The 13,240-nt window shown below is 75.1% G+C and carries 12 protein-coding genes and 1 tRNA gene; 3 read left to right on the plus strand and 10 right to left on the minus strand.

Going from position 1 to position 13,240, the window contains the following annotated elements; translation table 11 throughout:
- Positions 1-113 precede the first annotated feature (113 nt).
- From CHB98_RS14930 to CHB98_RS14940, 3 genes are read left to right on the plus strand one after another with little or no spacing between them, the layout of a single operon-like run.
- Complete coding sequence (locus tag CHB98_RS14930) at positions 114-1,661, plus strand: PTS mannitol transporter subunit IIBC (RefSeq protein ID WP_089306387.1); 1,548 nt, start codon at positions 114-116, stop codon at positions 1,659-1,661.
- Positions 1,662-1,688: 27 nt separating this feature from the next.
- Positions 1,689-2,126 carry a PTS mannitol transporter subunit IIA gene (locus tag CHB98_RS14935; RefSeq protein ID WP_089306388.1) on the plus strand — a complete coding sequence of 146 codons (438 nt, stop codon included), beginning with the start codon at positions 1,689-1,691 and terminating at the stop codon, positions 2,124-2,126.
- A 23-nt stretch (positions 2,127-2,149) separates the two neighbouring features.
- Complete coding sequence (locus CHB98_RS14940; protein ID WP_089306389.1) at positions 2,150-3,190, plus strand: zinc-dependent dehydrogenase; 1,041 nt, start codon at positions 2,150-2,152, stop codon at positions 3,188-3,190.
- A 145-nt stretch (positions 3,191-3,335) separates the two neighbouring features.
- Here the strand turns inward: CHB98_RS14940 and CHB98_RS14945 are convergent, their stop codons facing one another.
- The 10 genes from CHB98_RS14945 to glp form a co-directional block, all read right to left on the minus strand.
- Positions 3,336-4,406, minus strand: a complete 1,071-nt coding sequence (locus CHB98_RS14945; RefSeq protein ID WP_089306390.1) for a fibronectin type III domain-containing protein — start codon at positions 4,404-4,406, stop codon at positions 3,336-3,338.
- 14 nt (positions 4,407-4,420) lie between these two features.
- On the minus strand, positions 4,421-5,467 hold the full coding sequence (locus CHB98_RS14950; protein WP_143425096.1) for a hypothetical protein: 1,047 nt from the start codon (positions 5,465-5,467) through the stop codon (positions 4,421-4,423).
- A gap of 151 nt (positions 5,468-5,618) precedes the next feature.
- The gene (locus CHB98_RS14955; RefSeq protein ID WP_089306392.1) at positions 5,619-7,280 is read right to left on the minus strand and encodes a GGDEF domain-containing protein; all 1,662 of its coding nucleotides are present in this window, start codon (positions 7,278-7,280) and stop codon (positions 5,619-5,621) included.
- Positions 7,277-8,221, minus strand: coding sequence for a hypothetical protein (locus CHB98_RS21720; protein ID WP_179224525.1), 945 nt, complete (start codon positions 8,219-8,221; stop codon positions 7,277-7,279). The genes CHB98_RS14955 and CHB98_RS21720 overlap by 4 nt, the downstream gene beginning before the upstream one ends.
- A gap of 219 nt (positions 8,222-8,440) precedes the next feature.
- Entirely contained in the window at positions 8,441-9,058 is a 618-nt protein-coding gene (locus CHB98_RS21725; RefSeq protein ID WP_179224527.1) for a signal peptidase I, read from the minus strand.
- An 89-nt stretch (positions 9,059-9,147) separates the two neighbouring features.
- A complete protein-coding gene (locus tag CHB98_RS21730; protein ID WP_179224529.1) occupies positions 9,148-9,780 on the minus strand; it encodes a hypothetical protein in 633 nt (210 codons plus the stop codon).
- 311 nt (positions 9,781-10,091) lie between these two features.
- A tRNA-Ala gene (locus tag CHB98_RS14970) sits at positions 10,092-10,165 on the minus strand.
- A 134-nt stretch (positions 10,166-10,299) separates the two neighbouring features.
- Positions 10,300-11,004: a divisome protein SepX/GlpR gene (gene sepX, locus CHB98_RS14975; RefSeq protein WP_089306394.1), complete on the minus strand. Its 705-nt coding sequence runs from the start codon at positions 11,002-11,004 to the stop codon at positions 10,300-10,302.
- Positions 11,005-11,159: 155 nt separating this feature from the next.
- Complete coding sequence (locus CHB98_RS14980) at positions 11,160-11,780, minus strand: GNAT family N-acetyltransferase (RefSeq protein WP_089306395.1); 621 nt, start codon at positions 11,778-11,780, stop codon at positions 11,160-11,162.
- Positions 11,781-11,787: 7 nt separating this feature from the next.
- Positions 11,788-13,212 carry a molybdotransferase-like divisome protein Glp gene (gene glp / locus CHB98_RS14985; protein ID WP_245821205.1) on the minus strand — a complete coding sequence of 475 codons (1,425 nt, stop codon included), beginning with the start codon at positions 13,210-13,212 and terminating at the stop codon, positions 11,788-11,790.
- Between the last annotated feature and the right edge of the window lie 28 nt (positions 13,213-13,240).

The following is a 13,240-nucleotide window of genomic DNA, read 5'->3' on the forward strand; positions in this document are numbered from 1 at the left end:
GACTCAGAACACTCGGTGGAGCGAGCACACCGACCTCTTCCCCGCTCCCGCGGCGCGACGGCCGTCGGCGTGCCCGCGGATCCGGGACGCCCGACGGAGAGCAGAGGCACACAGTGACCGCAGCCGCACAGACGCCGACAGGCAGCTCGGGCGCGAGGGTCGCGGTGCAGAAGTTCGGCACCTTCCTGTCCGGGATGATCATGCCGAACATCGCCGCGTTCATCGCCTGGGGCCTGATCACGGCCTTCTTCATCGAGACGGGGTGGACGCCGGTCGCCGAGCTCGGCGGCTTCGGCACCGACGAGAACGGCGAGGAGAACACCGGGCTGGTCGGCCCGATGATCACCTACCTGCTGCCGCTGCTGATCGCCATCCAGGGCGGCCGGATGGTGCACGGGCTGCGCGGCGGCGTGGTGGCCGCGGTGGCCACCATGGGCGTCATCGTCGGCACCGACCAGCCGATGTTCCTCGGCGCGCTGGTCATGGGCCCGCTGGCCGGCTGGGTGATGAAGCAGCTCGACCGGCTGTGGGAGGGCCGGGTCAAGCCGGGCTTCGAGATGCTGGTGGACAACTTCTCCGCCGGCATCGTGGGCGCCGCCCTCGCCGTGCTCGGCTTCTTCTCCTTCGCCCCGGTGGTGTCCGGGATCTCCACGGTGCTCGGCAACGGCGTGGACTGGCTGGTCGACAACGGCGTGCTGCCGCTGGCCAGCATCATCATCGAGCCGGCCAAGGTGCTGTTCCTCAACAACGCGATCAACCACGGCGTGCTCACCCCGCTCGGGGTGTCACAGTCGGTCGAGGACGGCCGGTCGATCCTGTTCCTGCTGGAGGCCAACCCCGGCCCGGGCCTGGGCGTGCTGCTGGCCTGGATGGTGTTCGGCACCGGGATGGCGCGCAGCACCGCGCCGGCCGCCGCGGTCATCCACTTCTTCGGCGGCATCCACGAGATCTACTTCCCGTACGTGCTCATGAAGCCGGTGCTGCTGCTGGGCGCCATCTCCGGCGGCATGGTGGGCATCGCGACCCTGACCCTCTTCGACGCCGGCCTGCGCGCCCCGGCCGCCCCCGGGTCGATCATCGCCGTCCTGGCGCAGACACCCTCGAACGCCTTCCTCGGCGTCGTGCTGTCGGTGCTGCTGTCGGCGGCGACGTCCTTCCTGGTGTGCTCGGTGCTGCTCAAGGCCAGCCGCAAGAAGGACGGCGACCTCGCCGGGGCGACCGCCGCGATGGAGGGCATGAAGGGCAAGAAGAGCTCCGTCGCCGACGTCCTGGCCGGGCCGGCCGGCGAGCGCGTGGGCAGCGCGGCGGCCGGCGGGGAGGCCATCGAGGACGCCGCCCGCACCGACCGGGCCCCGATCCAGCGGATCGTGTTCGCCTGCGACGCCGGGATGGGGTCCAGCGCGATGGGTGCCTCGGTGCTCCGCAACAAGATCAAGAAGGCGGGCTTCCCCGACGTCTCGGTCAGCAACCAGGCCATCGCCAACCTGACCGACGACGCCGACCTCATCGTCACCCACCGCGACCTGACCGCGCGGGCCCGCACCATGGCGCCGTCGGCCGAGCACGTCTCGGTGGACAACTTCCTCAACAGCCCGCAGTACGACGCGATCGTCGAGGAGGTCCGGACCACCAACCGGCACGACGCGACGTCGTCCAACTGAGCCGGCCCGACGAGGAGGGGGACGCCCGTGAGCGACATCCTGACGCTGTCCCAGGTGAAGGTGCCCGGTTCGGCGACCACCAAGGACGAGGCGATCCGCGAGGCCGGCCAGCTGCTGGTCGACGCGGGCGCGGTGTCCCCCGACTACGTCGACGCCATGTTCGAGCGCGAGCGGTCGGTGTCGACCTACATGGGCAACGGGCTGGCCATCCCGCACGGGACCAACGAGTCCAAGGACGCCATCACGCGGTCCGCCCTGTCGGTGGTGCGCTACGACCGGCCGATCGACTGGGACGGCAACGAGGTCCGCTTCGCCGTCGGCGTGGCCGGCGTCGAGGGTGGGCACCTGGAGATCCTGGGCAAGGTGGCGATCGTCTTCTCCGACGAGGCCGAGGTGCAGGGACTGGTCGAGGCCTCCTCCGCCGAGGAGCTCTACCAGCGCCTGCTCGCCGTCAACGAGGACTAGCCCGCGACGAGGGGACGGCTCACGTGAAGGTCTTGCGCTTCTACGCACCGGAGGACCTCCGGCTCGAGGACGCCCCCGAGCCCGAGTGCGGGCCCGACGAGGTCAAGCTGCGGGTCCGCAACTGCTCGACCTGCGGCACCGACGTGAAGATCCTGCACAACGGCCACCAGAACCTCAGCCCGCCGCGGATCATCGGCCACGAGGTCGCCGGCGAGGTCGTCGAGGTCGGCGCGGAGGTCGACGGCTGGTCGGTCGGTGACCGCGCCCAGGTGATCGCCGCGGTGCCGTGCGGGGAGTGCCACGAGTGCCGGCGCGGGTGGATGGCGGTCTGCGCCAACCAGACCTCCGTCGGCTACCAGTACGACGGCGGGTTCGCGGAGTACATGATCGTGCCGCGCCAGGTGCTCAAGGTGGACGGGCTCAACCGCATCCCGGACAACATCGGCTTCGACGAGGCCTCGGCGGCCGAGCCGTTCGCCTGCGCCATCAACGCCCAGGAGCTGATCGGCGTCGGCCCGGGCGACACCGTCGTCGTCTTCGGCGCCGGGCCGATCGGCTGCCTGCACATCCGGCTGGCCCGGGCCCGCGGCGCGGAGCGGGTGTTCCTCATCGACGTGCTGGCCGACCGGCTGGCGATGTCGGCCAAGGCGGTGGAGCCCGACGAGGTGCTCAACGGCCGCGAGGTCGACGTCGTCGAGCGGGTGATGGAGCTGACCGGCGGCCGCGGTGCGGAGGTGGTGATCACCGCGACGGCGGCCAACGTCGCGCAGGAGCAGGCGATCCGGATGGCCGCGCGGCGCGGGCGGATCTCGTTCTTCGGCGGGCTGCCGAAGACCAACCCCATCATCGCGTGCGACTCGAACCTGGTGCACTACCGCGAGCTGATGATCATGGGGGCGAACGGGTCGGCGCCGGCGCACAACAAGCGGGCGCTGGAGTACATCGCCAGCGGCGAGGTGCCGGTCAAGGACCTGATCACCGTGCACCTGCCGCTGGAGCGGGTCATGGAGGCGTTCGACATCGTGGCGAAGGGAGAGGCGATCAAGGTCACCGTGGAGCCCTGAGGCGCCGCACCGGCGACGGCGGCCGCGGTGCTGTGCGGGGGCAGCGAGGGGGTCCGGGTCGGCGGCCGAGGGAGGGCGTACGGGCCTCCGTCGGGAAGCGCCGGCCGGACCTCCGCGGCGTCCGCCGAGCGCTCCGCGACCCCGGTCAGCAGGACGGGGTGAGCGTGGTGGTCGCGTCCTCGGACACCCAGGAGCCGCGGTAGGCCCAGACCCGGTAGGTGTAGGTGGTGCCGTCCACCAGGCCCGTGTCGGTGACCGTCGTCGTCCCCATCGGCGCGCTGCTGATCGCCTGCACCGTCCCGGCCACGACCCGCTCGCCCCGGTAGCCCGTGGCCCAGGAGCTCGGGGTCGCCGTCCAGGTGAGGACCGCGGAGGGCTGCTGCGGGTCGGGACGGAGGGCGATGGTCTGGGCGAGCCACTCGCTGGAGCTGCTGGTCGGCGAGGCGGCGGTGCGCGTCGGGGTCGCGCCGGTCCCCGCGAACGCCACGTCGCCGGCGGAGACCCCGTAGTGGGCGGTGCTGCCGCCGGAGGTCAACCGCCAGCGCTGCTGCGTCCCGGTCGGGGCGGGGAGGTCGTCCTGCCACTTGGCGGTGAAGTCCACCAGCATCGTGGCGGCGGTCGTCGTGGTCACCGACGGAGTGGTCGCGGTCGCGCTCGTCCCCGTCCTGACCTGCGACGCGTCGACCGGGTCGGCCGTGCTCACGCCCCGGTAGGTCGCGATGCCCCCCACCATCTCCACGGAGGCGTTGAGGGTGAACGTCGCGCTCGACGGCTCACCGGCGACCGCCGCCCGCCAGAACAGGGCCGAGGTCACCTGCGGCACGGCGTCGGGGCGGTGGACGGTGTCACGGCGGATCGAGGTCCACCCGGCCGGTGGCGTCAGCAGGGAGGTACCCCCTCCCTTGTTGCTGACCTGTGCGACGAGCACGTCCCCCGGATCGGTCCCCGGCGGGGTCTGCAGCACGAGCGTCCCCAGACCGGTCGAGGACGAGCTGCCCACGTGGACGATCGTGGCCGTCGAGCAGCTCTGCGTGGCGGTGAGCCCGGACGGCGGCTGCAGCCGGTCGGCGGCCAGGGAGTTCGCGGGATTGGTCGTCGTGGCCCTGAAGGCCGCGGCGGCCGTCGGCAGCACGAGCAGGGCGAGCAGGGCGAGCAGGGCGAGCAGGGCGGGGAGGGCGGGGAGGGAACGGCTGGGGACGGTGCGGCACCGGGACACGGGTCGTCTCCCCCTCAGCAGGACAGGGCGATCGTGGTGCTCACCGCTGAGGACTCCCACGTGCCGCGGTGGGCCCACAACCGGAAGGTGTAGCTGACCCCGTTGGGCAGCGGTCCCTCCGTGGTGGCCGTCGTCCCGACGGAGGTCAGCGACCGGGTCGCCTGGACCGTGCCGCCCGCACTGCGTTCGAGCCGGTACCCGTCGGCCCAGGAGCTGGGGCTGGCGGTCCACGTGAGGCTCGCTCCGGCCTGCTCCAGGGCCGGACGCAGGACGACCGCCTGGGCGATCCACGGGGTCGTGGAGCCGGACACCGTCGAGGTCCGCCGCGGGATGGCACCGGGCCCCGCGAACGGCTCGTCGGCCGCGGTGACGCCCTCGGAATCGGAGCTGAGCCGCCAGCGCCCGGTGGTGCCCGCCGGTGTCGGGAACTGGGCCGAGCCCTTCGCCAGGAGGTGGAGGACCACCACACCGGTCGCCGTCGTCGTCAGCCCCGGCGAGGTCGCCTTCTCGCCGGAACCGGTGGCCACACCCTCGACGGAAACCGGGGCGCTCCGGCTGACCCCGCTGTAGGCGACGATGCCGCCCACCATGTCGCCGTTGTCCGTGCTGGGACGAGAGAAGGTGGCGGCCGGCTCACCCGCCGCGGCGACCTTCCGGTAGACGGCGGAGGTCACGAGGCTCCCGCTCGTGTCCTTGCGGACGAGGGTCCAGTCGCTGGGGGCCGTGATGCTCGAGGTGCCGTAGTAGACGACCTGGGCCACCAGGACGTCGCCCGACCGGGTCTCGCTGGGGACACCGAGGCTGAGCGGCGAGGGACTGGTCGAGGCGAGGGCACCCCGGACCGCGATGGGTGCGTACGAGCACGCCTGGATGGCGGCCAGGTCCGACGGTGGGCGCAACCAGTCGGTCGCCAGGGAGTTGGCGGGGTTGCCGGTCGCGGCCGAGAACGCCGAGTGCGCCGTCGGGAGCGCCGGCACGGCGACGACCAGTCCCAGCGCGGTGACGACGGCGACCAGTGGCGCGCGGGGGAACCGCGGGGCACGCCGGTGCGGCCGGTCCATCGCCATCCCTCCCCGTCCGGTCCCGCGTGCCCGCAGGATCCCGGTCCAGGCATCGGCACCGGGAGGGCGTGGCTTGAGTCCGCCGAGGCCCGGAGGCCGTCCCCTGCCCCGGAGGGAGGAGCGCCACGGCGTCCGGTCGGAGGGACTCCGGTCAGGGGGCCGCGTGCGCCCGGGCCGGCACGGGCGGGAGCGGGAGCGCCGCGACGGTCGGCTCGTCGACGGCGACGCCGGTGACCGCTCCCTCCACACCCGCCAGGTGGGCCTGGTCCCGCCCGCCGGCCTTGGCGGCGTACAGGGCCGTGTCCGCGGTGGCGAGGAGTTCCGCGGCGGACAGGCCGGCCCCGAGCTGGCAGGCGATGCCCAGGCTCGCCGTGATCGGCCTCGGTGCCTCCACCTCCCGCAGGACCGTGCGCAGCCGGCCCGCGACCGCGACGGCGTCGTCCGCCGTGGCGCCGGGCAGGACCAGCGCGAACTCCTCACCGCCGTAGCGCGCGGCGACGTCGCCGGGCCGCACGCAGGACCGCAGGGCGGCACCCACACCGCGCAGGACGTCGTCGCCGGCCTGGTGACCGTAGGTGTCGTTGAGCTTCTTGAAGTGGTCGAGGTCGATGATGAGGACCGACACCGGCGCACCGGTGCGGGCCGCGACCGCCAGCTCCCGCTCGAACGCGGCGTCGAAGGCCCGGCGGTTGGCCACCCCGGTGAGACCGTCGGTGAGCGCGCTGGCCTGCAGGTGCTCGAGCAGCGCGACGCGCGCGAACGCCGTCGCGGCGTGCGCCACCGCCTGTTCGGCGACACCGACGCGGCGTCGCTCGATGCGCGAGCCGGTGCGCGCGTCGTCCTGGAAGGTCAGGACCCCGCTGCCGGAGCCGTCCAGACCGAACGGGACGGCGACCACCCGCCGGGCGCCCTCGAGCACCTCGTCCACCCATGCGTCCGGGCCCTTCATGGCCGCCAGGACCGTGCTGCCCTGGTCCACCGCTGCGGCGAGCAGCGACCCCGGTGGGGGTGCGCCGACCGCCCGCAGGGGCTCGGCGTCCTGGTCCCGGTGCTTGCGGACGGCCAGGTCGACCGCGGGTACCGCGCTGCCCTCGGGTACGTGGCAGTGCACCGCGGCCAGCGGGGAGTCGGCGGCGTCGACGGTGAAGTCGAGCAGCGCCTCGGCCACCTTGGCACCGGTGTCCGCCTCGTGCAGGGCGCCCGCCAGCCGGCGCAGCGCCTCCTCGTCGTAGCGACGGCGGCGCAGCTCGCGCTCGTTCACCGCGCCCAGGCCCGAGGTCATCACCGCGGTCACCCAGACGGCGACGAGGAACACCCCGTAGGGCAGGGACTCGAAGCCCTGGACGCTGCCGTGCGCGGGCAGCAGGGCCGTGTCGACCGCCTTGAGGACCGACATCACCACGAGCGAGTGCCACAGGGCGAGCTTGAGCCCGGTGCGGAACGAGCCCAGCAGCGTGACGCAGATGACGTGCAGGACGATCACGTACACCACCGGCCCGGTGATGCCGCCGGCGACGTAGAGCGCCCACCCCAGGTGGACCGCGTCGAGGATCACCGGCACCGTGATCGCCGCCACCGCCCAGCGACGGCCGAGCGCCGACAGCCGGTGCAGCAGGAGCCCCACGGCCAGCAGCACCACGCCGGGCACGACGAGGGTCTCCACCGCGGGTGTGTCGGCCGTCCGCGCGATCGCCCACGCCGCCACCGGCAGGAGGACGACGACGCCGATGCGGACGGCGAGCAGCCACCGCAGGCGGTCGGCCAGGGGCAGGTTGTCCAGGGAACCCTGTGGGGAGGCAGTCGTCTGACTCATGCGGGCGTCGTCCTCGGCAACTCGGGGAACTCGCGGAAGTCGTTCAGTTCCTGGTGGACCCGGGCCAGCGCCAGCTTCGGGTCCCTGCGGTCGAGACGGCCCTGCACGGCGAGGAAGCCCGCGGACACGGCGACCAGCGCGAGCGGGAACTGGCCGTCCTCGACGACCGCGAGGGCCGTCTCCCCCACCGCGGCGGCCACCTCCGCGACCGTCGAGGGGGACGCCTGCAACGGCGGCGCCTGGACGACGTCGCCGCCCCCGCGCGGAGCGGTCACCCGCGGGGTCGGGGCCGGGCTCGGGGCCTCGGACGTCGGGGCCGGCTCCGGCGGGGTGGTCGGGACGGCGGTCGGCGTGGGCGCCGGCGTGGGCGTGGGCGCCGGCGTGGGCGTCGGCGTGGGCGTCGGCGTGGGCGTCGGCGTGGGCGTCGGCGTGGGCGCCGGCGCGGGGGTCACCGGCGCGGGCGCCGGGAGTGGGGTCGGCTCCGGTGCCGGCTCGAAGTCGAGGGCCCAGACGAAAGCGGCCGCGGCACGCAGGCCCTGCGCCCGGTGGTCGTCGAGGACCGTGACGCTGACCCGATAGGTCGTCGAGGTCTCCACCCCCGGCCGCCAGCCCGTCGGGACCCCCGCGGCTGCCGTCCGGGGCAGCTGGGCCAGCGTGCCGCTCCACGCGGGTACGCCGACGAAGGACGCGCACCGCGCCGGGTCACCGAGGGCGCCCCGCTCGACGGTGAGGTACAGGTAGGGCGCGAGGGCGTCCTCGGCGACCTCGGCGCTGAGCGTCACCTCGCCGAGGGACTGGGCGGATCCGGTCACCGTCAGGGCCACGCACGCGCTCTCCGTGGAACCGGGGCGCAGGCCGGCCGAGGTGAACAGCGCCGCACCGCCGCGGTCGTCCACCAGGTTGACCGCGCTGGTGCTCGCGGCCGCCGGCTCGACCGGCACCGGGAGCCACCCGGCCGTCAGGTGGGCGAACAGGGCGGCGCCGGCGAACCAGGCGGCGCCTGTGCTGCTCCTCAGCAGGCGCGGGGATGCGGGAAGCGGTGCTGGGCGCACGGCTCTCCCCCTTCCTCGTGCGGTGCCGCGGTGCGGCCACGGGCGCCGTGCCGGCGTCCCCCTCCTGTCATCGGCCGCACGCGGCCGATGTTGAGCAGGCGGCCACGGTCACCGGACCGGGTCGCCGACCGCCACCGGCTTCCGGGCGCCGGTCCCGGGTCGGCCGGTGGGCGGCACGGGCGGCAGCCCGACCCGGGGGACGACGCGGTCCGGGGCCGGGGTGGCCGCGAGCCGGTCGGCGCTGGTGCGGCCCCGCGGCTCCGCACCCGGGCCCGAGCCCGGGCCCAGGGTGGAGACGCTCGCCGCGACGAGGAGGGCGGTGAGCAGGCCCAGCCGGCCCCACTGCCCGGTGCCCCGCCAGTACGCGGGCAGCCCGACGTAGGGGACGCGCAGCTGCGCCTGGCCGATGACGCTCGCGGCCGGCACGTGCGTGCTGTCGTTGCTCTGGTTGGCGTCGCCCCGGGTGACGAGGTCGCCTCGCTCGTCGAAGGAGACGAGGCGGTGGAGCACCAGCCGGTCGGCCCCCTCGGGATCGGGGAAGAGGATCACCTGGCCCGGCTGCAGCTCCTGGGGGAGCACCGCCCGCGTCAGCACGACGTCGCCGGGCGAGATCCGCGGCTCCATCGAGCCGGAGACGACCACGTGGCCCTGGAGACCGACGAGCCGCGGTGCGAGGGCGAGGAACACCAGTCCGGCGATGGCCACCAGCAGCGCCGCGATGGCCACACGGCACACCGAGGCGGCGTCGCCGCGCAGGCCGGCCGTGCGTCCGGTCGGGACCTGACGACGGGAACCGTCGCCCGGGGAGGTCGCGGTCACTGGGTGTTCTGCGCTTCCCACGTGAACGTGGCGCTCGACTGCTTGCTCTGCGCCCCGTTGTCGTCCTTGACGGCGTAGGTGACCCGGAGGGTCAGGTACGTGCTCGGCGCGGTGTTCGCGCTGACGACCACGCCGGTCCCGTAGTCCGCGTGGGTGGCCTTGAGGTGGGTCAGCGTCCGCGAGCCGTCCGCCGTGGAGGCATCGGCCTGCTGGGTGTTGTAGAGGAACGTCGGCGTGGTGGTGGAGGCGAAGCCGGCGCTGCAGTCGGCCGCCACCGTGGTCCCCGAGGCGACGTCCCTGCCCCGCTCCACGCTCATCACCAGATAGGGGTCCAGCGCAGTCGCGCCGCCGGACGGCGTCCCCGCGTACATGCGGACGTCGGCCGGCAGGCTGCCGGTGTAGTCGATCCGGATGCAGCGCGACCGGGTCGAGCCGGGCCTGAGGGCACCGTCGTGGGGGCTGACGGCGCTGTCGGTGGTGAAGAGGGCCGATCCGCTGTCGCTGTCGGCGAGGACCACGCTGCCGGTCTGCCACGAGTTGCCGGGGTTGTCGGTGCTCGCCGAGAAGGCCGCGTGGGTCGATCCCCACGTGACGGCGAGGCTCAGCACCAGGCCCACGGGCACCGCCACGGGGAGCACGGTGCGACGGGCCCGGGGTGCACGATGATGCACGGGAACTCCTCCGACGGTGGTGGTGGGACGCAGTGGCCTGCGTGTCCGACACCAGCTCATCGACACCGCGAGGAGGAAGCCCGCGGGTCCCGGCACCGCTCCTCACCCGATCGGGGGATGCCGGCGCCGCGCCGTCCCGGTCCACCGGTCGACGTCCGCACGGGAGGGCCCCGCGAGCGCGGCCGTGAGGGTGCCTGGGACCGGTGTGCCCGGCCCCGGTGCGACGGAAGCCCCGCCCGGGACCGGGCGGGGCTTCCGTGCTGTCGGGGTGGAGCTGAGGGGATTCGAACCCCTGACCCCCTCGATGCGAACGAGGTGCGCTACCGGACTGCGCCACAGCCCCTGACGGGAGATGAGCCTACCGCCCGCCTCCCGAGGCCCCGCGGACGGGGCGAGGCCCGACCGGTGACGTGCTGGCACCGATCCCCGTGCAGGGTCCCGCCGCGAGCCCACGAGCGGCGGGGGGCACGGGCTCCGCTAACCGTTGGCCACGCGGCGCGGCTGGTAGACGTCGATGTCGGCGAACCCGATGTCGTCGTCGTCCAGGCCGACGACCGCGCTGTTCTGCCAGCCCGCCGGGGCGGCGTCCCGGGCGGCCACGACGCGGCCGGGGCGCAGCGGGTGCACCAGCGCCAGCGGCAGGCTCGGGTGCAGCAGGCCGACGGTGGAGTGGTGCACCTCGGCGGCCGGCTGCTCGGCGACGGGGGCCGGGCGCGGCGCGGGCACCGGGCGCTCGGCGGGCCCGCGCACGGTGCGGGCGGCCGCCCGGGCGGCCCGGCGGGCGGCCAGCCGCTCCCGGCGGGCGACGCCGCGCAGCACCACCAGGTAGGCGACCAGCGCGACGTCGACCAGGCCCTGGGCGATCCACAGCCAGGGGCTCCACACCAGGGCGCCGACCAGCGCCACCAGCACCAGGGTCACCAGGACGGCCAGCGTGCGGCGGCGGGCGGCGTGCACGTCGACCCGCAGCTCCCCGCTGCTGCGCAGCGCGGCGCGGTCGACGGAGACCCGCTCGGTCGGGGCGTCGACCGCGGGGTCCACCGTCCGCCGGCGCTGCAGCGTCCGGCCGGAGTCGGCCCCCGAGGCGCCGGCCGCCTGCCCGTCGCCGCGGGTCACCACCATGGGCACCAGCACGACGAACCACAGCACGACCAGAGCGGCCAGCAGCACACCCGAACCCATCTGAGAAACACCACCCGTCACACGAGTCACCTGACGGGGGAAGGTACGGCGCGCTCCGGCTGGGGCGAGGGAGGCGCGCGGCGTGTCCTGGTCGTGGTGTGACGGGAGTGCCGGGACGGCGGCGTGTCGGCCCCGCGGCACCGTCCACGCGGCGCTCAGCGTGGTAGGCGGGCCCGCCACCGGGTGACCACGCCGCCGGGCACGTCCTCGGCGAGCAGCGCGAAGGTGTCGTGGTCGCGCCAGTCGCCGTCGATGTCCAGGTACCGGCGCAGCAGGCCCTCGTGGCGGAAGCCGAGCCGCTCCACCAGCCGCCGGCTGCGGACGTTCTCGGGGCGCACGTCGGCCTGCAGCCGGTGCAGCCGCGCGGGGCCGAACGCGTGGTCGCAGACCAGCGCCACGGCCAGCGTGGCCAGCCCCCGGCCGGCCGCCGACCGGTCGATCCAGTAGCCCAGGTTCCCCGAGCGCAGCGCGCCGCGGACGACGTTGTCGATGGTCACCTGCCCGGCGAGGCGGCCCTCGACCCGGACGACGAACGGCAGCGAGGTGCCCGCCGCGGCCCGGCGCAGCACCGCCCGCCGCATCGCCCGGTACGTGCCCGGGGTGTGCCGCGCGGCCCACGACCCGGGGGCGGTGGGCTCCCAGGGGGCCAGCCACGCCTCGTTGGCCACCCGGACCCGGCTCCACTCCTCGGCGTCCCGCCGGCGCGGCGGGTGCAGCTCGACCGGCCCCCAGGACAGGTGTGCCGGCCAGCCCGGCCGCAGGGCGGGATCGACCACCGCCCGCTCAGCCGCCGAGCAGCAGGGGCATGACGGTGACCAGGCCGCCGGCGGCCACCTCGGTGACGTCCTCGTCGACCACGATGAGGCAGTTGGCCCGCGCCATCCGGGCCAGCATCGCCTCGCCGCCGTCCCCCAGGGGCTCGACGACGTAGCCGCCGTCGGGGTGGCGCATGACCTGCCCGTGCAGGTACTGCCGGTAACCCAGCGGGGACAGCAGCTGCTCGGCGGCGATGGCCTGCACGGTGCGGCGGAACAGCTGGCGCTTGCCGAGCATCACCCGGATCGCCGGGCGCACGAACACCTCGAAGGCGACCAGCGCCGCGACCGGCTCGCCGGGCACGCAGATGACCGGCACGGAGTCCCGGCCGAGCCGGCCGAAGGCCTGCACCGGCCCGGGGTGCATGGTCACCTGGGAGAACTGCATGGGGCCGAGCTCGGCGAGCACCTCCTGCACCAGGTCGCCCTCGGTGGCGAGGGTGCCGGCGATGAGCAGCAGGTCGCTGCGCAGCAGCTGGCTCTCCAGCACCTCCGACAGGCGGCGCCGCTCGGCGGGGAGGATGCCCCAGCGGTAGGCCTCCGCGCCGGCGTCGCGCGCGGCCGCGGCCAGCGCGTAGCTGTTCACGTCGACGACCTGCCCGGGGCCGGGGTCGGTGCTGATCTCCACCAGCTCGCTCCCGGCGGACAGCACCGCGACCCGCGGCCGCGGGCGCACCTGCACCCGGTCGCGGCCGACCGCGGCGAGCAGGCTGATCTGCGCGGGGCCGATCGGGGTGCCCACCTGCACCGCGGTGGTGCCCGGCGCGACGTCGTCCCCGGCCCGGCGCACGTAGCTGCCGGGCTCCGGGCCGGCGTGCACCGCCACCTCGACCGTGCCGCCGTCGGTCCACACCCCCGGGACGACGACGTCCGCGCCGGCCGGCAGCATCGCGCCGGCCGCCACCGCGTGCGCCATGCCCGGCCCGATGGACGACGGGCCGCTGAGGCCGGCGACGGTCTCCCCCACCACCGACAGCCGGGCCGGCTCCGCGGGGGTGGCGCCCTCCACGTCGAGGGCGCGGACGGCGTAGCCGTCGAGCGCGGCCTGGTCGAAGGCCGGCAGCGCCCGCTGGCTGACCACCTCCTCGGCGCACAGCAGTCCCTGCGCGTCGAGGACGGCCAGCTCGATGGGGTCCGGCAGTGGCACGGCCGAGAGGATCTCGTCGAGGTGCTGCTCGACGCCGCGCGGCGGCGCCGGCACGGCGGCGGCGGGCGGCGGGGGCACCTGGCCGCGGTCGATCGCCGTGGTCTCGTGCCCGCCCGGGGTGGGGACGGCGGCGGCGGGGGCCGGCGAGGGCGCCGGCACGTCCCGCACCGGGGTGCCGCGGCGCAGGTCCAGCGCCGTGGTGTCCCGCTGCCCCGGGACCGATCCGTCCCCGCCGTTCCCGGTCATGCCCACCACGGGGGTCGATGCTGCCCCG

Source organism: Geodermatophilus pulveris, assembly GCF_900188375.1.
Classification (GTDB): domain Bacteria; phylum Actinomycetota; class Actinomycetes; order Mycobacteriales; family Geodermatophilaceae; genus Geodermatophilus; species Geodermatophilus pulveris.

Bases quoted from the DNA above. Each gene is read 5' to 3' on its own strand.
- CHB98_RS14950 (WP_143425096.1), bottom strand. From the start codon at position 5,467: ATGGACCGGCCGCACCGGCGTGCCCCGCGGTTCCCCCGCGCGCCACTG.
- CHB98_RS14955 (WP_089306392.1), bottom strand. From the start codon at position 7,280: ATGAGTCAGACGACTGCCTCCCCACAGGGTTCCCTGGACAACCTGCCC.
- sepX (WP_089306394.1), bottom strand. From the start codon at position 11,004: ATGGGTTCGGGTGTGCTGCTGGCCGCTCTGGTCGTGCTGTGGTTCGTC.
- glp (WP_245821205.1), bottom strand. From the start codon at position 13,212: ATGACCGGGAACGGCGGGGACGGATCGGTCCCGGGGCAGCGGGACACC.